21 protein-coding genes and 1 other annotated feature (1 of these 22 only partly in view) are annotated in these 21,546 nt (G+C 42.1%); of the genes, 3 read left to right on the top strand and 18 right to left on the bottom strand.

Annotated features, from left to right (window positions below; genetic code table 11):
- Positions 1 to 140: a binding site (T-box leader), on the top strand; it begins 79 nt to the left of the window's first position.
- 53 nt (positions 141 to 193) lie between these two features.
- Complete coding sequence (gene trpS / locus MKY83_RS05605; RefSeq protein ID WP_106067200.1) at positions 194 to 1,189, top strand: tryptophan--tRNA ligase; 996 nt, start codon at positions 194 to 196, stop codon at positions 1,187 to 1,189.
- Between the two features lie 35 nt (positions 1,190 to 1,224).
- On the opposite strand, the gene MKY83_RS05600 is transcribed toward trpS, so the two are convergent.
- The 9 genes from MKY83_RS05600 to MKY83_RS05560 form a co-directional block, all read right to left on the bottom strand.
- The gene (locus MKY83_RS05600) at positions 1,225 to 1,977 is read right to left on the bottom strand and encodes a YjbA family protein (protein ID WP_217012846.1); all 753 of its coding nucleotides are present in this window, start codon (positions 1,975 to 1,977) and stop codon (positions 1,225 to 1,227) included.
- Positions 1,978 to 2,151: 174 nt separating this feature from the next.
- Positions 2,152 to 3,051, bottom strand: coding sequence for an oligopeptide ABC transporter permease (gene opp4C, locus MKY83_RS05595; RefSeq protein ID WP_106067199.1), 900 nt, complete (start codon positions 3,049 to 3,051; stop codon positions 2,152 to 2,154).
- Between the two features lie 33 nt (positions 3,052 to 3,084).
- Positions 3,085 to 4,035, bottom strand: a complete 951-nt coding sequence (locus MKY83_RS05590) for an ABC transporter permease (RefSeq protein ID WP_044139928.1) — start codon at positions 4,033 to 4,035, stop codon at positions 3,085 to 3,087.
- A 131-nt stretch (positions 4,036 to 4,166) separates the two neighbouring features.
- Positions 4,167 to 5,801: a peptide-binding protein gene (locus MKY83_RS05585; RefSeq protein WP_065098858.1), complete on the bottom strand. Its 1,635-nt coding sequence runs from the start codon at positions 5,799 to 5,801 to the stop codon at positions 4,167 to 4,169.
- A gap of 83 nt (positions 5,802 to 5,884) precedes the next feature.
- Complete coding sequence (locus tag MKY83_RS05580) at positions 5,885 to 6,907, bottom strand: dipeptide ABC transporter ATP-binding protein (RefSeq protein WP_065098859.1); 1,023 nt, start codon at positions 6,905 to 6,907, stop codon at positions 5,885 to 5,887.
- Positions 6,904 to 7,884, bottom strand: a complete 981-nt coding sequence (locus MKY83_RS05575) for an ABC transporter ATP-binding protein (RefSeq protein ID WP_044139925.1) — start codon at positions 7,882 to 7,884, stop codon at positions 6,904 to 6,906. Before MKY83_RS05575 ends, MKY83_RS05580 begins: the two co-directional genes overlap by 4 nt.
- Positions 7,885 to 8,054: 170 nt before the next feature.
- Positions 8,055 to 8,849: a DUF2268 domain-containing protein gene (locus MKY83_RS05570; RefSeq protein ID WP_044139924.1), complete on the bottom strand. Its 795-nt coding sequence runs from the start codon at positions 8,847 to 8,849 to the stop codon at positions 8,055 to 8,057.
- A gap of 77 nt (positions 8,850 to 8,926) precedes the next feature.
- The gene (gene fabF / locus MKY83_RS05565; protein ID WP_003211631.1) at positions 8,927 to 10,168 is read right to left on the bottom strand and encodes a beta-ketoacyl-ACP synthase II; all 1,242 of its coding nucleotides are present in this window, start codon (positions 10,166 to 10,168) and stop codon (positions 8,927 to 8,929) included.
- A gap of 21 nt (positions 10,169 to 10,189) precedes the next feature.
- Positions 10,190 to 11,128, bottom strand: coding sequence for a beta-ketoacyl-ACP synthase III (locus tag MKY83_RS05560; RefSeq protein WP_003212296.1), 939 nt, complete (start codon positions 11,126 to 11,128; stop codon positions 10,190 to 10,192).
- A 169-nt stretch (positions 11,129 to 11,297) separates the two neighbouring features.
- Between MKY83_RS05560 and MKY83_RS05555 the strand changes: the two genes are divergently transcribed.
- Complete coding sequence (locus tag MKY83_RS05555; protein ID WP_065098860.1) at positions 11,298 to 11,531, top strand: hypothetical protein; 234 nt, start codon at positions 11,298 to 11,300, stop codon at positions 11,529 to 11,531.
- Between the two features lie 10 nt (positions 11,532 to 11,541).
- Here MKY83_RS05555 and MKY83_RS05550 read toward each other — a convergent pair whose 3' ends face one another.
- The 4 genes from MKY83_RS05550 to MKY83_RS05535 all read right to left on the bottom strand — a co-directional run bounded on the left by MKY83_RS05550 (position 11,542) and on the right by MKY83_RS05535 (position 14,194).
- Positions 11,542 to 11,739 (bottom strand): ComZ family protein, encoded by a 198-nt coding sequence (locus MKY83_RS05550; protein ID WP_003211983.1) that lies wholly within the window; start codon positions 11,737 to 11,739, stop codon positions 11,542 to 11,544.
- A 10-nt stretch (positions 11,740 to 11,749) separates the two neighbouring features.
- Positions 11,750 to 12,712, bottom strand: a complete 963-nt coding sequence (locus tag MKY83_RS05545; RefSeq protein ID WP_106067197.1) for a BMP family ABC transporter substrate-binding protein — start codon at positions 12,710 to 12,712, stop codon at positions 11,750 to 11,752.
- 90 nt (positions 12,713 to 12,802) lie between these two features.
- Complete coding sequence (locus tag MKY83_RS05540) at positions 12,803 to 13,378, bottom strand: nad binding enzyme (protein ID WP_065098862.1); 576 nt, start codon at positions 13,376 to 13,378, stop codon at positions 12,803 to 12,805.
- A 75-nt stretch (positions 13,379 to 13,453) separates the two neighbouring features.
- Positions 13,454 to 14,194 carry a hypothetical protein gene (locus MKY83_RS05535; protein WP_003211061.1) on the bottom strand — a complete coding sequence of 247 codons (741 nt, stop codon included), beginning with the start codon at positions 14,192 to 14,194 and terminating at the stop codon, positions 13,454 to 13,456.
- A 211-nt stretch (positions 14,195 to 14,405) separates the two neighbouring features.
- Between MKY83_RS05535 and MKY83_RS05530 the strand changes: the two genes are divergently transcribed.
- A complete protein-coding gene (locus MKY83_RS05530; protein ID WP_003211779.1) occupies positions 14,406 to 14,600 on the top strand; it encodes a YjzD family protein in 195 nt (64 codons plus the stop codon).
- Positions 14,601 to 14,716: 116 nt separating this feature from the next.
- Here MKY83_RS05530 and MKY83_RS05525 read toward each other — a convergent pair whose 3' ends face one another.
- The 5 genes from MKY83_RS05525 to MKY83_RS05505 all read right to left on the bottom strand — a co-directional run bounded on the left by MKY83_RS05525 (position 14,717) and on the right by MKY83_RS05505 (position 21,515).
- The gene (locus MKY83_RS05525; protein ID WP_065098863.1) at positions 14,717 to 15,982 is read right to left on the bottom strand and encodes an MFS transporter; all 1,266 of its coding nucleotides are present in this window, start codon (positions 15,980 to 15,982) and stop codon (positions 14,717 to 14,719) included.
- Positions 15,983 to 16,151: 169 nt separating this feature from the next.
- Positions 16,152 to 16,331, bottom strand: a complete 180-nt coding sequence (locus MKY83_RS05520) for a YjzC family protein (protein WP_003211282.1) — start codon at positions 16,329 to 16,331, stop codon at positions 16,152 to 16,154.
- A 102-nt stretch (positions 16,332 to 16,433) separates the two neighbouring features.
- On the bottom strand, positions 16,434 to 17,384 hold the full coding sequence (argF, locus tag MKY83_RS05515) for an ornithine carbamoyltransferase (RefSeq protein ID WP_106067196.1): 951 nt from the start codon (positions 17,382 to 17,384) through the stop codon (positions 16,434 to 16,436).
- Positions 17,381 to 20,461: a carbamoyl phosphate synthase large subunit gene (locus tag MKY83_RS05510; protein ID WP_106067195.1), complete on the bottom strand. Its 3,081-nt coding sequence runs from the start codon at positions 20,459 to 20,461 to the stop codon at positions 17,381 to 17,383. The genes argF and MKY83_RS05510 overlap by 4 nt, the downstream gene beginning before the upstream one ends.
- On the bottom strand, positions 20,454 to 21,515 hold the full coding sequence (locus tag MKY83_RS05505; RefSeq protein ID WP_106067194.1) for a carbamoyl phosphate synthase small subunit: 1,062 nt from the start codon (positions 21,513 to 21,515) through the stop codon (positions 20,454 to 20,456). Before MKY83_RS05505 ends, MKY83_RS05510 begins: the two co-directional genes overlap by 8 nt.
- Between the last annotated feature and the right edge of the window lie 31 nt (positions 21,516 to 21,546).

The raw sequence follows: 21,546 nt of genomic DNA, 5'->3' as shown, positions 1-21,546 counted from the left end.
GTATGGAATGGGCTTTGGAGCAGCTAACCGAACACTTTTGAAAGTAAGTAGGCTTAGACGGAGCAGTCTCCGATATCAACGTCTTGAGTGATTTCCATGTGAAATAACAAGGGTGGTACCACGGTTCATTCGTCCCTTTTCTGTTGAAAAGTGACGGGTGGGCCTTTTTATATTGAAGAAAAGAGGTTTTAGTATGACAAAGAAGACAATTTTTTCAGGCATTCAGCCGAGCGGTTCTGTGACATTGGGGAACTATATTGGAGCGATGAAGCAATTTGTCGATTTGCAGCATGATTATCACGGCTATTTTTGTGTAGTCGACCAGCATGCGATTACGGTGAGTCAGGACCGGCTAGCCCTACGCCAAAATATTAGAAGCTTAGCAGCTCTTTATTTAGCAGTTGGACTTGATCCAGAGAAGGCGACATTGTTTATCCAATCAGAGGTACCTGCTCACGCCCAGGCAGGATGGATGCTGCAATGTGTTGCTTATATTGGAGAATTAGAAAGAATGACCCAATTTAAGGACAAATCCGCTGGTAAGGAAGCGGTTGTTTCAGGACTATTAACGTATCCCCCATTAATGGCTGGCGATATCTTATTATATGGTACTGATTTAGTCCCTGTCGGAGAAGACCAAAAGCAGCATCTTGAATTGACTAGAACGCTTGCTGAACGTTTTAACCGCAAATACAATGACATCTTCACTGTACCTGAAGTGAAGATTCCAAAAGAAGGCGCTCGGATTATGTCTTTAGCAGATCCAACGAAAAAGATGAGCAAATCCGATCCGAACCAAAAATCGTTCATTACCTTATTAGATGAACCAAAGCAGCTTGAAAAGAAAATCAAAAGTGCTGTGACGGATTCAGAAGGCATCGTTAAGTACGACAAAGAAAACAAGCCTGGGATCGCCAACTTGCTGACGATTTACTCTGTCTTAGGTAACATATCGATTGCAGAGCTTGAGCAAAAGTATGAAGGCAAAGGGTATGGCGAGTTTAAGGGAGATCTTGCGAACGTCGTCGTTGATGCTTTAAAACCAATTCAAGATCGATACTATGAACTCATTGAGTCAGACGAGCTTGACCACATTCTTGACGAAGGTGCTGAAAAAGCAAACCGCGCAGCAAACAAAATGCTGAAAAAAATGGAGAATGCAATGGGTCTAGGTAGAAAACGCAAATAAAAAAAGCTTGCAGCACATCACGCTGCAAGCTTTTTCTAATTCACCTTTGATTCGTTTTCCATTTCCCAAAGCTTTTCAAAAAACGGCTGTCCCTTAATCATTTTTTCACAAAATGCTAAATGATTCTCTGACCATCCATCAATGGTTTCATTGTAAAGCATATTCCAAATCTCTTCGAATGACATTCGTTTGATTTGATTGTACAAGCGCGGATTCCATTCCGTATACCAATACGCAATCTCCGCCCTGTTTTGAAGACCTTTTAATTGATCGAGCGCCATAAACATTAGCTGCTTCAGCTGTCTTTCTTTTCTCGTTAATCCGCTGATGTGCTGCGGAGGCAAAGACAAAATATGATACTCCTTCCCCGACTCAAGACTGTCCTGCGAGAATTCATATTCCTCAGCCTTCACATCCTTCACCATTTCATACACCAATTGCTCCTGCCTTGGGATTAAGCGGCTTTTCCTCACAGGAATGGAATACCCAATCGTATCCACAGCAATGATACGAATGCCGTCCGTGACCACAAAGCAATACTCTAATTTACGCCGTTCATGATTTTTTCGAATATATGATTTCTCAAATACAGACTCTAGCAGCGTCTTCGGCAGCTCTGAAAGATCATTCTCTATGTAATCAAACAAAGGACTCTGCACCTTAAGTAAAGGCACTTGATCTAACAGCTCCACACTGTCCTCCTTACGCCACTCATGAAAATGACACACATTGTAGCCATTTTCTTCCCCTTCAAACCAATTCACCCATACGTCATGAAGAAATAACATAACCAATCCCTCACTTTATAAAAACTGTTGTCCACAGTATGGGCAAGGGATAGAGAAATTATTCCAACTTTATTAAACTTCAAGCGGAGTGAATGATGGCATGCTTTTCTTTATGACATAAAGAAAAGCAAGGGTGCCGCAGAGTCCCTTTCATCTTGTCATAAAAATGAGGCATTACTTTAACTTTTTAGGATCAAGCGCATCTCTCAGTCCATCTCCTAAGAAATTAAAGCATAAAACGGTCAGCAATATCAGTAAACCTGGGAAGAGCGGATACCACCACGCCTGCACCATAATCGAGAAGTTTTGTGCATCTTGCAGCATGTTGCCCCAGCTCGCTGTTGGCGGCTGTATGCCAAACCCTAGATAGCTCAGCGTTGATTCGGCTAAAATGACGGAACCTACTTTTAGTGTAGCTGACACAATAATAGGACCGATACAGTTCGGTAAAATATGTGAAAAGATGATGACATGGTTTTTCGTTCCAATGGTTCTTGCAGCGAGTACGAATTCTCTTGTTCGCAGTGATAAAAATTCACTGCGGATCAGTCTCGCGGTTGTGGTCCAGCCGGTCAAAGCAAAGATTAAAATCAATTTATCAATGCCCGGTTTGAAAATGGTAACGAGCGTGATCAAGAGAAAAATATCGGGAATCGACAACACGACATCCACAAGTCTCATTAACAAGGAATCAACAAATCCTTTGAAATACCCCGCTACCGCTCCGACCACCGTACCAATGGTAATCGCACCGACCACCGAGACGAAACCGACTAATAAAGAGACCCTCGCGCCATAAAGCACCCTTGAGAAAATATCTCTGCCAAACTTGTCAGTTCCCATCAAATGCTCAGCACTTGGCGGCTGGAGTCGTTTTAATAAATCTTGCTGCTCTGGTGCGTAAGGGGCAATTACTGGAGCGAAAATGGCTGAAAAAATAATCACCAATAAGATCACGGAGCCGGCAACCGCCAATTTATTTTTGAAAAATTTCTCGCAAAATAAACGCAGCATCGTCTCTGGCTTTGACGGAAGACCTTCCTTTAATTTGATATCTACAGGAGGTGTTCCCATATTAGGCTGTGCCAATTGTGCTTCAGCTCCCTTCTAATATTCAATACGCGGATCAACGATCGCATAGAGAATATCCGCTATTAAATTTCCAACCACCACGAGCACTGCGGAAATAACAGTCATCGCCATAATGACCGGATAATCTCTCGAAAAGGCAGAATCAATGAACAGCTTTCCAAGCCCTGGCCAAGTGAAAATTTGTTCCACCACGACTGCACCACCAATAAAGGATGGAATCATCAATCCGAAAATCGTAATGACAGGCATAAGACCGTTTCTTAACCCGTGCTTGAAAATGACTTTGTTTTCTCGAAAGCCTTTCGCTCTTGCGGTACGAATGTAATCCTGCCTCATGACATCAAGCATACTCGACCTTGTGTATCGGGTGAGCCCTGCCATATCAGCGGTTGCTAAAACAAAGGCTGGTAAAATGATGTGATGAAGCCGGTCAAATACATTAAAATCGGCATTTAAGGTAGAGACGCCGCCTGTTGGGAACCATCCTAAATTCACAGATAACACCATTATTAGAATGAGTCCAAACCAAAAATTCGGAATAGCCAGTCCGATAAAAGATGTAACCGTAATGCCATAGTCTAGCTTTGTATATGGACGTTTTGCTGAAAGAACACCGAATGGGATGGCGATAATCAGGGCGACTAATGTAGAAAAGATCATGAGGATGAGGGTATTTGGCAGCCGGGCAAAAATCAAATCAGCCACAGGCGTTCCTTTTTTAACAATAGAGGTGCCAAAGTCACCTTGAAGCATATTGCCAAGCCATTTCATATACTGCACATATTCAGGGTCGTTCAAGCCGTACTTATCAATAAAAGCTTCCCGGTCTGCCGCACTAATGGTTGGGTCCATCATAAGTGACATCGGATCGCCTGGTGCTGCTTTCATAATGGCGAAGGACAAAATGGTAATCCCAAATAAGATGGGAATGGAAAGCAGTGTCCTTCTAATGATATATGTAACCATATGCACAACTCCTTTTTCATCGGATCGCCATACTGTGATGAAAAAGGGCTAAAATGATCTTTATTTTAGCCCTCTGTCTTTTTTGGTGTCTTCACGCTGAAAGGGGAGAACTCCCCTTTTTCACTAGCAGCCTACTGTTCAATCCACCATTTCTCGATTTTGTAATACTCATCTTTCGGGTGGTAAGAGTAGCCTTGGAGATTAGATGGCATCGCGCGATGTGAGTTGGCATAATAAAGGAACGTATATGGCTGATCTTCTGCGATCAATTCATAAATTTTTTCATATGCCTTTGAATATTCTTTTCGATCGCTTAAGTTCTTAGCATCCACTAACAGCTTATCGACCTCCTCATTTTTATACCAGATGTTATTCAAGCCTTTTTCTGACTGGCTTGAGTGGAAGATGCTGAATTGATCAGGGAATGTGGCAAGGCTCCAGCCGAGCAGCAGCGCATCATAATCCCACTTAGGCGGTGTCGTCTGCTCAATGAGTGCACTGAATTCCACAATTTGCGGCTTCGCTTCCACACCAATTTCTTTGAGCTGCTGCTGGACAACGACAGCAATATCTTCACGGACTTTGTTTCCTTGGTTGGTCTTTATGACAAAGGAGAATTTTTTGCCGTCCTTATCAAGATAGCCATCTCCATCTGTATCCTCCCAGCCCTCTTCTTTCAGCATCTTTTTCGCTTTTTCTTGATCAAACTCAAATACTGGAACACTTTCATTCTTCGGATAGTTCCATGACAGCGGACTTTCTGGAATGTTGGCTACTTTGCCGTCTCCATCTAACACTTGATCAACAATCGTTTGACGATCAATGGCATGTGTCAGCGCTTGACGGACCTTTTTACTTTTAAACAGATCATTTTTCTGGTTCCAGCCAATGTATGAATAATTGAGCCCTAGATCAGATTCAATTTTAATGTTGCTGACTTTTTCAGCCGTTTGCAGCTCTGCTCCCGGTACAGCAAAGAAATCAATATCACCTGCTGACAGCTGGGCAATCGCTGCGTTCTGATCAGGAATGGTTTTAATCGTGACGGTATCAAGATATGGACGTCCATCCCAATAATCGTCAAAGGCTTCTAGTTTCACGTAGTCGCCTTCTTTCCACTCGGCAAATTTAAATGGACCTGAACCAATTGGTTTTTTTCGGTTAAATTCATTTTCACCGAGATCCTTTACAGGCACATCACCTAAAATATGCTTAGGCAAAATGCCATAGCTTCCTAGTGTGACATTATAGAAATAAGGATCTTTTTTATTGAGCTTGAATTCGATTGAGTAATCTCCTGTCTTTTTAACAGAATCTAATACTTCAAAGCCTGATCCGCGCTCCCCGTTGTAGTCCTTATTGATCGGAATGCTGTATGTAAACACAACATCATCAGCTGTCAATTCTTCTCCATCATGAAACTTTACGCCTTTTTTAATGGTCACATCAAACTGCTTCCCGTCATCAGATTCTTTAATATCTTCTGCGAGTGATAGCTGAGGGTTCAACTTTCCGTCCGTTTGAAGTAAAAAGCTGTAGATTCTTTCTTCAATATCAGAGCTAGCCACATCTGTTGAATACAACGAGTTAAATAATGTTGGTTCTGCAATGGAACCGATGACAAGATCTCCGCCCTGTACAGGTTTACTGGTGGATTTCTTTTCACTGTCTCCAGAGGTTTTATTTCCACTAGAGCAAGCCGCAAGCATGAGCGTGAAAATCAGCAGTAAACTGATCAAAATGGATTTTCTATTTCTACCTTTCATATACAATTCCCCCTATCCTTTTTTAGAAATGACGACAGATGCTGCTTCATCCCCCCTCTCAAAGATGAAATCATCCAAGCTGATTAAGCGTCGTAGAGGTGGCAGGCAACGAAGTGATTTGGTTTTAATTCTTGAAATGCTGGTATTTTTTCTTTACAGATTTGTTTCGCATGCGGGCATCTTGTGTGAAATACGCACCCTTTTGGCGGATTCGCAGGACTTGGCAGATCGCCTTGAAGCATGATCCGTTCTCTTTTGATCTGACCCTTTTTACGGGTAACAGGTACAGAAGAAAGCAGTGCCTGTGTATATGGATGGAGTGGTTCATCGTACAGGCTGTGCTTATCGGCAAGCTCCATCATTTTGCCGAGATACATCACGCCGACTCGATCACTAATGTGCCTGACCACACTTAAGTCGTGAGAGATAAATAGATAGGTCAGGTCAAATTCCTCCTGAAGCTCCTCCATCAAATTAATCACCTGCGCCTGAATGGATACATCCAGTGCTGATACCGGCTCATCTGCGATGATCATTTCGGGATTCATGGCAAGCGCACGAGCGATGCCGATTCGCTGCCTCTGTCCGCCAGAAAATTCGTGGGGATAGCGATTAGCAAAGCTTGGATGAAGGCCCACCTTTGATAAAAGCTGTTCTACTTTTTCATTTCTTTCTTTTAAGGAATATAAGTGGTGTGTTTTGTAGGGTTCTTTGATGATGCTTCGAAGTGTTTTTCTAGGGTTGAGTGATGCAAAGGGATCTTGAAAAACCATTTGGATGTTTTTTCGTGTTGATTGTCTTAGCTTTGATTCTGATACACGGGAGATATCTTGCCCTTTAAAAAGGATTTGACCGTCAGTTGGTTCATATAAACGAATCATGGTCCGGCCTAATGTCGATTTACCGCATCCTGATTCCCCCACTATCCCTAACGTTTCACCTTTATAAATCTTCAAATCTATGCCGTCAACAGCTTTGACTGCACCGACTTTCTTCTGAAAGACGCCTGCTTTAATCGGAAAATGTTTTTTGATTTGTTTCAGTTCAAGAATGGTTTCTTTCTCTATTAGATCTGTTGCATGTGGTTGATTTTGAGCAAGAGTCATGTTTGGTCTGCCTCCTCATATAAGAAGCATCTGACGCTTCTGCCATTTTCAAAAGTCCTCAGCTTAGGCAGTTCACCTAGGCAGCGCTCCTTCACTTGCGGGCATCTAGGAGCAAAGCGGCAGCCGGCTGGAAGCTGATCTGGCGCAGGGACATTCCCTTTTATCGCTGTTAGCGGCTGTATGTCTCCGTCAATGACAGGAATCGATTCAAGTAGCCCTTCTGTGTAAGGATGCAGCGGCTGATCAAATAATTCTTCGACGGTCCCATTTTCAACAACCTGTCCGCAGTACATGACAATGACTCGATCTGCCACTTCAGACACGACACCTAGATCATGAGTAATGAGGAGAATCGATGTACCAAATGTCGTGCATAAATCTTTCATCAATGTGAGCACCTGGGATTGAATGGTCACATCTAGTGCCGTTGTCGGTTCATCTGCAATGAGAAGCTTTGGATCACAGCTTAGCGCAATGGCAATCATCACTCTTTGCCGCATACCGCCGGATAAACGGTGCGGATAATCTTTGATGATTTGTTCCGGTCTGGAAAAACCAACAAGCTTCAGCAGATCAATCGCTTTTTTCGTCGCTTCTTTTTTTGAAAGTTTTTTGTGATAGATGAGGATTTCTGTTATTTGTTCCCCGATGGTTAAGACGGGATTGAGTGAGGTCATGGGCTCCTGAAAGATCATCGACACGTCATTACCACGAATGCTGCATAATTCCTTTTCACCATATGTAACGAGATCCTTACCATCTAGCTTGATGGAACCGTCCATAATTTTTCCACCAGTGCCGTTAATCAAGCCCATAATGGATAAGGACGTAATGCTTTTGCCAGATCCAGACTCACCGACTAATGCAACAGTTTCTCCTCTGTTGATGCTGAAATCAACGCCATCTACAGCAGGTATCGCTTCTTTTTTTCGAAAAAAATAGGTTTTTAAGTTCTGCACTTCAAGCAGCGTGGTCATGTATTCGCCCCTTTCACCATCAATCAATCGAACTAAATCTAAAAATTCCGTCTTTTTTGAATAAAAAGAATTATCAAAATTTATATTTGTATATTATTACATTGTTATGACGAAATCAAGAAGAATTTAGTAAATTTGTAATATGTCTCTTTTTATGTGAATCATTCACTTTATGAGTCTATCGCCTTTAAAAAAGTTTCGGACGGCTCTGCAATCATAGACTCCTCGCTGATTCTGTGTTCACTGAAATACTTTTTCACAATATAATACCCAGTGGCGTAACCAAGCATTTTGGGGTAGTTCCCTTTTCCATAAAGGAGGTTCTGTATCAGTCTTTCGTCGTCCTGCACTTTTTGATCAAGATGACTGGATACCCATTTCTGATACATACGCTGAAGCTGCGTTTCGTCATAGAGAGTGGTCCATTTGGCTGTATAGCTTTCTCCGTATCTATGATACACAGCATATTCAGCGAGCCCCTCCATCATGATTGTATCAAGGAATGTAAAATCTTTTTCTTCTTTCGTGAGAAAATGCAACCTGCATACATGGTGATATTCATGAGTCAGCAATGTGCCGATACGTTCTTTCGGGGTATTTGGCGACAAAAAGAGAAAGACCTTGTCGTCAAATGCCATGCCGGATTGATAATAAAATTGCTCTCTAATTTCTTTACTGCTCTCATTGACTGGCAAAATAAAGACTGGAATGTCAGGGCCTTTCCACTGCTTTTGGAGCGCCCTGTATTCTTTCATGACGAGCTGGAAGTACCCTTTTTCTTTGAGCTTGTCGATCATGTCTTTGCATGATCGAAAAGACCGAATCATGCCGTGATGTTGCAGGTGGGAGAGAATAGAGGACCATTCTTTTTCCTCCGCCCCTTTAAAATAAGGAACAAAGCGCGACGCAAGCTCCTGAAATGATGAAGATTGATGAATGAGATATTGTGTATTGACTAGACCCATACCGCTAAACACCTCCATTTTCATCATATGCAAAAAAGCGGCGATCTGTTTATAGATCGCCGCTTTCCTAGGAAATATTACGCTTCGTATTTTTTAAAGATAATTGTCGCATTGTGTCCGCCAAAGCCAAGTGAGTTACTTAGAGCCACTTGTACTTCTTTTGAACGTGCTTCATTTGCCACATAATCAAGATCACATTCTTCATCCGGTGTTACAAGGTTAATGGTTGGAGGAATAACACTGTCTTTAATCGCAAGCACAGAGAAAATAGCTTCTACTCCACCTGCTGCACCAAGTAAGTGACCTGTCATTGATTTTGTCGAACTGATCGCAAGCTGATTCGCATGCTCTCCGAACACTTCTTTAATCGCCATTGTTTCAAATTTATCATTGTACGGTGTGCTTGTTCCGTGGGCATTGATATAATCAATTTCTTCCACAGACAAACCAGCATCTCGAATCGCTTCTTTCATTGCGCGTACGCCGCCTTCTCCGTTTGGAGCCGGTGCTGTAATATGATACGCATCTCCAGTTGATCCATATCCAACAATTTCTGCATAAATCGTCGCGCCACGTTTTAATGCATGCTCAAGTTCTTCAAGAACGACAATCCCTGCGCCCTCTCCCATAACAAATCCGTCACGGTTTTTGTCAAATGGACGGCTTGCTGTCTCTGGATCAGGATTTGTCGAAAGAGCTTTGTTCGCACAGAAGCCAGCAAACGACATTTTTGTTAACGGCGCTTCTGTTCCGCCTGTGATCATCGCATCTGCATCTCCGCGCTGAATGACTTTAAATGCATCACCAATTGAGTTTGTACCTGTTGCACATGCTGTTACAGTACAAGAGTTAACCCCTTTTGCGCCAAGTGCAATTGAAATTTGGCCTGTTGCCATATCTGGAATCATCATTGGAACGAAGAACGGGCTTACGCGTCTTGCCCCTTTATTTGAATACACTTCAAACTGCTCTTCAAATGTTTCAAGTCCGCCAATACCAGATCCAACCCATACACCAACACGCGGTGCGATTTCATCTGTGATTTCAAGACGTGAATCTTCTAGCGCCTTTTGAGCAGCAACGACTGCATATTGCGTGAAGCGTGCCATTTTTCGTGCTTCTTTTTTCTCCATGTAATCTTCAATGTTAAAATCTTTTAATTCTGCAGCCACTTTTGCTGTATATTCACTTGAGTCGACACGTGTGATCGGTCCAACTCCTGATACACCTGCTAAAGCATTTTTCCATGTTGATTCTACATCGTTGCCAAGAGGTGTCAAAGCACCTAATCCTGTAACAACTACTCGTTTTTTATCCATTAATTTGTGCACCTCACTCTTTTATCGGCCCCATCGCATAGCGATTGCGCCCCACGTTAATCCGCCACCAAAACCTACCATTACAATCACATCGCCGTCATGAATTTTTCCGGCTTCGATTTCTTCACATAGTGAAATTGGAATGGATGCTGCTGATGTGTTTCCATATTTATGGACTGTCTTCGACATTTTTTCAACTGGCAGCTCTAGGCGTTCGCGGGCTGCTTCCATAATGCGAATGTTTGCTTGATGCGGGATCAAGAAGTCAACGTCTTCTTTTGATAGTCCAGCTTTTTCGATGACGTTTACGCTTGATTCGCCCATTTGTCTTACAGCAAATTTAAATACTTCTCGTCCATTCATGATTGTATGATCTTTTTCATCTAAGTACAAGTGCTTACCGCCTCTTCCATCGGCTCCAAGCTCAAATGAGAGAATTCCTTTCCCTTCGCTGACCTCTCCTAACACAGCAGCACCTGCTCCATCTCCAAACAGAACAGCAGTATTGCGGTCATCCCAGTCGGTAATGCGAGAAAGTTTTTCAACGCCAACGACGAGTACGTGCTTGAACGTACCTGATTCGATAAATTGTTTTCCAGTAACAAGCCCGTACATAAAGCCAGCACACGCAGCGCTAATATCCATTGCACATGCTTTATGTGCACCGAGCTGCTCTTGAATCATACAAGCGACTGTCGGAAATGATTGATCTGGCGTGACTGTCGCCACAAGAATCATATCGATATCTTCTGCAGCTACATTTGCGTCAGCTAATGCTTTTTTTGCAGCAGCAAGCGCCATATGTGATGTATTGACATCATCAGAAGCAATTCTTCTTTCTTCTATACCTGTTCTAGTACGAATCCATTCGTCAGAAGTTTCAACCATTTTTTCTAAATCAAGATTTGTTAACACTTTTTCAGGTATATAGCGGCCAAGGCCAATAATTCCAGCATTCATTGAATAAGACTCCTTTTACTCATACGAGCATGTGATATTGTGATCTTATATTAGTATCTGGTACTAATTTTACCTTATTTTTTTCTCCTTGGCAATACAAACGTCTAACCTTTCCTCTCACTTTTTTCATAGATTATTGATATACCAAAAGTAGAAAGGAGCATTTGATATGGCGCAAAAAGATATTTTTTCGGCTATGATGTTTGGACAGCCGCTTGAAAAGGAGAAAAGCAAGGAAGAAGCAAAGGAGGAACGCGTGGAGACATCTTCAAGTGAAAAGTCCATTGACTACATGCATGTCATGAACCAAATTGGGAACATTATGAACTCCATCGATGAGCTGAAGCCTGTGTTTAAAGATGTTGGCCCTATGATTAGTGCCTTCAAAAAAAAATTATCATAAAAAAAAGCCACTATTCTGTGGCTTTTTCTGATTCTGCATCTGCTTTTCCAAGCTCATAAGCCTCTTGCATAACAGATGTAAACAATGATAAAAGCGGCTGAAGAGCTTCGGGCTCAAGCTGAATACCTGCTTTATCTAATTCTTCTTTTGCCTGCGGAAAATACTTCATGGCAATTTGTAAAAATTCCATCGATTTTTCGTGCTGCATCGCCTTGTCCTCACTTTTCATTTGGCAGTTTGCCAGTTTTTTTGTAAGACGCAATATCACTTTCAATGTCTTTCAAAAAAGCACGGTCAATGGTGGAACTAAATTTCCCCATTTCGATCACTCCTTCTTTAAAGTCAAAGGAGTACTCACCTTGTGCATTTAGCTTGCCTTCATTAAATTTCTTCGCAATAATACTATACGCTTTATCCACATGCTGGACTGTGCTTGTTAAGACAGTATGGCTGCCGAGGTTAGATTGATCGGTGACATATCCGATCGCTGATAAATTATCGGCTTTGATTTGTTCAATGACAGGGATATTATAACCATCACCTGCTGGATATACAACATCTACGCCCTGTTTTTTCAATTTTTGATAGAGCTCCACGGCTTTGTCCGCATCATCCCAGTTTTCGACAAACTCGGCAAGCACTTGTACATGTTCATCTTGATACTTTGCACCTTTGATAAAGCCGTCTACTTCGCTTTGCCAATCATATGTAGCAAGAATACCAATCTTTTTTGATTTTGACATATGTGCTGCTGTCATGCCTCCAAAAAAGCCCATCGCTTCACCTTTAAACGTCACATTCGCAACATTATCCGCCTGAGGCTTGTTTCCATTTACCGTGATAAATTGTGTTTTCGGATAATCTTCACTAATGATGTTGAAAATTTCGCTGTATTCATTGCCATGGCCAATAATCAAATTGACTCCTTTTTTGTGAAATTCTTCAATGGCATCAACGATTTTCTCTTTGTCGACCATTCCTTCCTTATAATAAACATCTACACCAAATGTCGATTGAATACTTAATAAGCCTTTATAACCTTTCGTTCCCCACACTTGATCATTAATTGTATCGGGGACGAGTAAACCCACCTTCTCAATCTGTCCTTTTAAAGGTGCCTGTGAGCAGGCAGATAATAGGAGAAGGAACGAAAAGATCATGACAAGCCGCTGATACTTCATGCCATGTTCAACTCCCTTTGCCACATGCAGGCATGAACCTGTATGTTAAATATAGGTTTATTTTATACTGAAAAAAGATAAGATGGAAGATCATTCTTGCTTTTTGTCGAAAAATGTTGAGTTTTGTCTTTTCCATTCTGCCATCATTTCTTCTGCTTGTTTGTCATCTGTTTGTCTTTCTACCTTCAATTCATGTGTTATTTCCTGTCTTTGTTCAGAGCCTGATGCCCACTTGAACAAATCCCTTGCCACATCTTCTACAAAAAATGCCTCATCACGCTTCGTTCTTTCTTTATCAAGTGTCCATGGTCCAAACATGCGAGGAAGAATAATAGCCGGCACTTTCTGATTGGATGATTCACCTTCGTTTTTTTCGTAAAGTACTCGGTACATGCCATGCGCCGCTTTCAAATCTTCCTGTCTTTTATCTGGTTCTTCTGATTGAATAAAGATCAGATCATACGTGTCTTTTCCATCCTGAAAGTCAATGACACGGAAAAGATCATTTCTGCCAAGCCACATCATTCGTTCTTCTAATAACCTCTTTTGCTCTTCTGTTTGATTATGAGGGCATGTGATATCCACATGAATGCCCTCTTTCATCATATATTCACACAGCGCTAGGCCAAAAAATTCATCTGCCCCTATGATCAGTCCTGTCTCCATGTTCATGTCCCCTTTTTTAGCTTATCAAATAAAAAGAAGAGCCCTTTCCATGAAGGGCTGTTATCATCCTATTCATCACAATTCTCTTTCATGCGATTTATAAAACTTGTGAATGGATTGAAAGATTCTTCTCGGATGATCAAACATATGCAAGGTGAGATCGATTTGACAATGCTCTGGATTCTTCATGTGCTGATCAATAAAAGGCTTTGCATGCAGTTCATATGCATAGGGTGCACCGTTTAGTCTTTGCCATATGTGAATCGGTACATGAGCAGAATGAACAGGGCAAGCTGGGAGCGGATACGTTTCCGCTTCCTTTTCAGAGCAGCCGTAGCTCTTCGCTAATTCTTTGATTAGCTGTTTATAAAAGAATTTGTGTTCCTTTTCTCTTTCTCGTTGTGCATAGAGATGCAGACATGGATTCACCATCGCAATGGATCTTAGCACTTCTGGCATCTCTTCAGCAAGGCTCATAGCAACGAGTGCACCCATCCCCTCTGCCAGCACATGAATTTCCCGGTTTAATATTTCTTGTTTTAATGTGTGATGAACGAGCTGCTTTGTACTAAAAACAGCATCTTCGCATCCCCAGTGATTCCCATGAAGATGACTATTAAACAATGTATATCCTTCATCCTTTAAGGCAGTTAAAAGCTGGTTTCTTCCATAGTGCTGAAGCCAGAATGATGTATTTTCCTGCACAAAGTGATTTCGGTCACCGAGGATAAGAATGCCAAAGCCATTTGGTTTTTGAGGAAGGTGAATGACGTTCCACTGGGAACCAAGCTGGAAAAACCGTTCGCTTACACCCATATGGCCAGCCTCCTTTCAGTGATTCTGCTTTCTATGATATGAACAACAACTCTTGTAGGAATAAGGAAATCCCCTAATGACAGAAGAATTCTTTTTATTTTTATAGAAGAAGGTCTAAAAATGGTCACATAAAGGCTAAAACAGTCTTTTCCCCTCACTCGTATCTATGGTATGATAATCAATAGATTGTTACATAAAGGACGGTGGGATTATGCATTATATTATCACCCTCATTTGGACTTTTCTGCTGACACATATGGCTGGTTACATCGTTGCTTCGATGAATGGCGCTGCTTATGACTTTACTTTGACTTCTATTCTTGCAGTGGTGTTTACGGTTATTTTATTCATCTTTGCTGAAGTAAGTCCAATGAAAGAAACGGAAAGTTCAACAAAACACTCTTAATACGTAAGAGATGAATGTGAGAAAGAGCTAAAATGATCTTGATTTTAGCTCTTTTTCTTTTTGCTTGAAAAGCGGTACGCTAAAACCCCCTGCAGCCACAGGGGGTTTTTTATTGCTTACACCTCGACGGTTTCGGATTTCTGTTTGTCTGCTGTCAAATGGCTTTTCGCAAGCCCTGTAAACAGGAAGATCGCGATACCTGATAAAATTTCAAGGACCCCACCACCAGCAATGACAGGTCCCGCTCCAAATCTTTCTGCCAGGACGCCTGATACGACAGCTGCAAACGGGAGGAAAACATTTGATGAAGCATTGATCACCGCGTATACTTGCGGCTGATCATCTTGGTCGACAGACGTTTGAATAATGACCATTTCCGGTACATTGATCGCACTAACGGCGGCACCAAATATAAAGGAAGCAAGTAAAACGACCGGCAGCCATGTACTCATCCCTGTGATAAAGAATGCAGCCCCTTCAATCATACCAGCGACAATAAAGAACAAACCAAATCTCTTAATTTTTACCTTCGCCAAAGCAAAGCCCATCATAAACGCACCGACTGCAGCAACTCCTCTTAAAATGGAATACACCATGGAATCACTTTGCAGCGCTTCTGCTACGTATACAGCAGATAGTGCCTGCCACGGAGCTGCGGCGACATTCATTAAAATACAATACAACGTCAGCGCAAATAAAATGTGATGATTTTTGACGACGAGAAACCCTCTTTTTAAGTTATACAAATATGTATTCTTTGCTTGTTTTATACCTGCTGCTTTATCTTCATCGGTTTTCTTTAATTTAACACCGATAATAAACAGGCCGGATATGATGAATAAGGCAGTGGTGATGAGCAGGGTATCTGCAGGTCCGATTAATTTGACTAAGAGACCAGCGACCATGACTGCTGCAAGTGCAACAATTTCAAAAGAAGATTGCAGGATGGCATTTGCTTTTTGAATCAGATGCTTCGGTACAATCTGCGGTAAAATCGCCACCGAGGCTGGGTTATACGCTGCACCTGTTGCCGATTGAATAACCATTAATGAGATCAATAACCATAATGGCAATAGATGCGAAAAATGCAGTAGCGGAATAATGAGTACAATGGTTGCTCGAACGACGTCTGAAGCGAACATCCATTTAGACAAATGGTGCTTTTTCATAAGAGGTCCTAGTATTGGGGCTAGCAAAGATGAAGGAAGTACGGTTACTGCTAGGAGAAGTCCTGTACCGAGCGCTCCATCCCCTCTCAAAATCAATAGCCAAAGGACGGATGTAAAAGCAAAACTTTCTCCTGTGTTTTTGATGAGTCTTGATATGAATAATGAGGTGAAGCGTTTATTCCAAACACTTTCACTGAGATTCGTCTTTTCCATCACACAAATCCTTTCAACAATGTATTACAATTACATATTTTACCTTATATTCTCTTTTATTCATACTATTTATTTGAAAATTTGAACTTAATTGTTTTTTATTATAAAGAAAAAAGAGGCATGACACATGCCTCTAAAGACTTATTCCAACCGACTCTTAGTCAATTACTTACGGCTTTCTCTGATAGGTCCAAACACGGTTATGGTTCGAGTTATCCGGAAAGACGTCGCCTGCTTGAAGCTTAATCTTTAAAGGATCTTTCACCATACTGCCGGTTTCACCGATCTCGACATACACACCATTATTTGGTGCTTTATTCCCTGATTTAAACTGATGCTGCTGACCCATTTTCATCCTCCTTTCTCGATGATGTTATTATGTCCCGTGACTTGCCCCTCCAATCCTTTATGCAAAAAGTCCCTGCTCCTACGAGTCAGGGATACTTTTCATTTATTTGGTTTGTTGATACATGAGCTCTTTGATTAATGCTTTTTGAACATGCAGGCGGTTTTCTGCCTGCTGAAATACTTTTGAGTGCGGTCCGTCAATAATGTCTGCTGTCACTTCTTCTCCGCGATGTGCCGGGAGACAATGAAGGAAAATATATTCTTTTGCTGCATGACGCATTAGTTTGTCATTGACTTGATATTCTTTAAATTCAGCAAGGCGTTTCTCTGTTTCTGCTTCCTGCCCCATGCTTGTAAACACATCGGAATAAATGACATCTGCATTTTTGACAGCAGAGATTGGGTCTGTTGTAATGATGACTTCTGCGCCTGATTGTTTTGCAAACTCACGTGCTGTGTCTGTTACTTCTTGAAGTGGTTCATAGCCTTTTGGTGATGCAACTGCAATATCACAGCCTAGCTGCGCACAGCCAACCATCAAGGAGTGTGCCACGTTATTTCCGTCACCGATGTAGGCGACTTTGATTCCTTTTAATGTTCCTTTTGCTTCTTTTATCGTCAATAAATCAGCAAGTGCCTGGCATGGATGGGAGTAGTCAGTCAGTCCATTGATGACAGGAATGGACGCGTATTGTGCCAGCTCCTCGACCTTCTCATGTTCAAAGGTTCGAATCATAATGCCGTCTACATAGCCAGACAGCACCTGCGCTGTATCACTGATCGTTTCTCCTCTGCCGATTTGCAAATCATTTGAGCTGAGGAAGAGCGCATGTCCCCCCAGCTGCGTCATTCCGGCTTCAAACGACACGCGGGTTCTAGTTGACGATTTTTCAAAGATCATCGCTAACGTTTTCCCTTTGAATAAATCTTGGTATGGGTTTTGTTTCATTTCTTCCGCTTTTTCAATTAAATAAGCAATGTCTTTGATTGAGAAATCTTTTAATGATAAAAAGTCTTTTCCGTATAATGTTGGTTGCAGATCAACTTGACTCATGCCGTCACTTCCTTTTTGTATAATTCTTGGAGCGATACTGGTGATACATCTCCATTTTTTCCTTGCAGGAATGCTTGAACTGTTTCATATTCGGTTAGAACCTGGACGCCATGTGTGAGTGCTTTTACGCGTTGCTCTTTTGCCTCTTCATCTTCGCCTAAATGGATGTGAAGGGATTTATCTTCGTTTTGCAGCCAAGTGTCAAAGCTGTCCGTCCAGACATCAAATCCTACATGTTTTGCTTCATCTACCAATTGTTCACTGCCTTTTATAAAGAGGCTACCTTTCTGATGCCAGATCGACGCAAACACTTTTTTCAAAGCGCTTTCTACGTTCTTGCCTACACACATTCCTTCTCCTGTCGCTTTCATTTCAGGTGTCAGCTTTAAGTCAATATCTTGAATGGCATGTGATGAGAAGACTGGGAATTTGACCGCTGTTCCCCCTTTGTTTTTCGTTACTGGGTTCAGTTCTTCAAGCGTTGCACCCGCTAATAATTGAGTCGCAAGCGGAATCATGTCAATGCCCATCACCTTGCTGACAACTGGAACGGTCCGGCTCGCCCGCGGATTCACCTCTAGTACAAGCGCCTGATCCCCTTTGATCACAAATTGGATATTCATAATGCCCTTAAACGCTAATTTCTTCGCTATTTGTTCGGACGCAATATGCACCTGCTGTTTGATGTCTTCACTGATGGAGACACTTGGTAAGATTGCAAAGCTGTCACCTGAATGGACGCCCGCTTTCTCAATATGCTCCACGATCGTTGGGATGAAAGTCGTTTTTCCGTCAGAAATCAGATCCACTTCAGCTTCTTTTCCAGTGACATACTCATCAATTAAAATTGGATATGGCAGATGATCTGGCTGATCAAGTAGTGACGTCAAATGCGCTTCTGACTGGACAACAATCATTCCCATTCCGCCAATGACATACGATGGGCGAATTAACACAGGGTAACCGATGCTTTTAGCATGCGTGAGCGCTTCTTCTTTTGAATGAGCTGTATTTCCTTTTGCATGAGGTAGGTTCAGTTCATCAAGAAGCTGATAGAACAGATCACGATCTTCCAGCGCATCTAGCGTGTCAAAGGATGTACCTAACAACGTAATGCCCGCTTTTTCTAAACCTTCTGCTACATTGATGGCAGTCTGTCCGCCAAATTGAACGATGACGAAATCAATTTGCTCTGCTTCCACAACGTTTAAGATGTGCTCTAATGTAATGGGCTCAAAATATAAACGATCTGCGATTTCATAATCCGTACTGACCGTCTCTGGATTGTTGTTCATCATAATGGTTTCAAAGCCAAGCTTTTGTAGGGTAAGAACGCCATGCACCGCACTATAGTCAAACTCGACTCCTTGCCCAATCCGAATTGGACCAGAGCCAATGATGAGTGCACGCTGTTTGGTTTTCTCTTGATGCTCTCCATCACTTTTGCCAAAGTATGTGGAATAGAAGTAGTTCGTTTTTGCATCAAATTCCGCTGCACATGTGTCGACAATCTTAAATGAAGCCGTAATGCCATATTCTTGACGAAGCTGTCTAATAGCCTCTTCACTATTGCCTGTTAGTAGAGCAATCGTTTCATCAAGGAAGCCCTTTTCCTTTACCTTTTTCAAGGTGTCTTTTGAGATCGTTCCCTCATGGTTCTTCAATTCCTGTTCGAGAGTGATCATATTGTTGAACACATGTAAGAAGAATAGATCGATTTTCGTCGCTTGATGGATCGCTTCAACCGTTTCCTGTCTTGAAAGAAGCTCCATGACAGCGAAGAAACGTCGATCGTCTGGTGTTTTGACAAGCTCAAATAGTTGTTCAGTCGATTGGTCTTTCAATTCTGGCAGGTGAAAGCCCTTTGTTTTGATTTCAAGAGAGGCGACCGCTTTTTGGATGGCTGATTCTAAATTACGGTCAATCGCCATGACTTCGCCAGTCGCCTTCATTTTTGTACCTAATTGCCGATCTGCCTGTTTAAATTTATCAAACGGCCAGCGCGGGAATTTCACGACGACATAATCGAGTGCCGGCTCAAAACTAGCATAAGTTGTGCCTGTGAGCGGGTTTTTCAGTTCGTCTAGTGTATAGCCTACCGCAAGCTTTGCTGCCATTTTAGCAATTGGATAGCCCGTTGCTTTTGAGGCAAGAGCGGATGAACGACTAACCCGCGGATTCACCTCAATGACAAAGTATTCTTTACTGAGTGGATCAAGGGCGAATTGGATGTTGCATCCCCCGACTACATCCAGTGCTGAAATGATTTTCAGGCTCGCTGAACGAAGCATTTGATAATCCTGATCCGTTAATGTTTGCGAAGGTGCAACGACAATCGAGTCTCCTGTATGCACGCCAACTGGATCGATATTTTCCATATTACAAACCGTAATACATGTATTTTGACGGTCTCTCATGACCTCATATTCGACTTCTTTAAAACCCGCGATGCTTTTTTCAACTAAACACTGATGAATCGGGCTCGCTAAAAGGGCTCCTTCAATAAGCGGTTTAAACGCTTCTTCTGTTAAAGCAATTCCGCCGCCCTTTCCGCCAAGTGTGTATGCTGGTCTTAGGATGACTGGGAAGCCTACTTCTTTTGCAAATTGAAGGGCATCCTTTGCATTATCCACAATTTCACTATCTGGCACAGGTTCGTTCAACTGCTTCATGAGAGCACGGAATTTCTCTCGATCTTCACCGTTTTCAATTGTTTCAACTGACGTTCCGAGCAGGGTTACCCCGTGCTTTTTCAGCACATCGGCTTTTTCGAGCTCGACAGCAAGGTTTAAAGCGGTCTGTCCGCCAAGGTTGGCTAAAAGACCATCTGGTTTTTCCTTTTCGATGATTCTTGTCACTGAATCAACTGAAAGCGGTTCAAAATAGATTTCATCAGCAAATGATTCGTCTGTCATAATGGTTGCTGGGTTGTTATTCACTAAAATGACTTTGTAGCCCTCTTCTTTTAGGGCCATACATCCTTGTGTTCCTGAGTAATCAAATTCTGCTGCCTGACCAATGATGATTGGACCAGACCCGATGACTAGAATGGTTTGTATGCTTTGATCTTTAGGCATGTGCAACTTCTCTCCTTGCTTGTTTCACTTTCTCAATAAAATCATCGAATATCCATTCACTTTCAGCAGGACCTGGGTGTGCTTCTGGATGAAATTGAACTGACATAATGAGCTTCTCTTTATGAATGAATCCTTCGACAGATCCATCATTAACATGAAGGAATTTCACGTCCACTTCTTTGTCATTCATGCTTTTTTCATTCACCACATAGCTGTGATTCTGACTTGTCATGAAAACACGTTTGGATTCTGTATCTTGTACAGGGTGATTCGCCCCGCGGTGGCCAAATGGAAGCTTATACGTATCCCCGCCAAGTGCAAGAGCGATTAATTGATGACCTAAGCAGATTCCAAGTGTCGGGAAGGTCATCATGATGTCATGAATGGTTTTTAAATATGGCTTCATTGTTTTGGGATCTCCAGGCCCATTTGATAGCAGGACCGCATCTGGCTTAATCTCAAACACCTTTTCCAGCTGTTTGTACGGAATGACGGTTACTTTACAGCCGCGCGCTTCAAGCGAATCTGCTATTGATTTTTTAAAGCCAAAATCAATAAGCGCTACATGTTCCTCGCCGCTGCCTTGAGTGTAGATTTCATCCTCTGTCACCTGTGCGACCACATTGTCTTGTTTCATGGCCGGCGGTGTTTCGTTTTCGTCTACACTGATCACAGCGTTCATCGTCCCATTTGCCCGGATGTTTTGCACGACTGCTCGTGTATCTGTATGAGTCAGAAGCGGAATGTTCCACTTCTGTAAATAATCTTTTAAGCTAACCGCTGCCAGATGGTGAGAGAAATGATCCGCTGCTTCATACACAACGACAGCTTTCACTTGTGGTTTTTTGCTCTCAAAGTCTTCATGATTAATGCCATAATTTCCGATGAGTGGATATGTGAAAACAATGATTTGTCCCTTATAGGAAGGATCTGTGAGCACCTCTTGGTAACCGGTCATCCCTGTAAAGAAAACCACTTCACCCGTCATGCCAGCTTCTCCTGTCAGATCTCCTTCAAAAGAGGCTCCATCTTCTAAATTTAAATAACCTTTCATGCTTGTGTCACCCCAAATTGAATAATTAGTA

The sequence above is a fragment of the Bacillus sp. FSL M8-0266 genome (assembly GCF_038613425.1).
Classification (GTDB): domain Bacteria; phylum Bacillota; class Bacilli; order Bacillales; family Bacillaceae; genus Bacillus; species Bacillus pumilus.
This window is presented reverse-complemented; position numbering and strand designations above follow the sequence as displayed.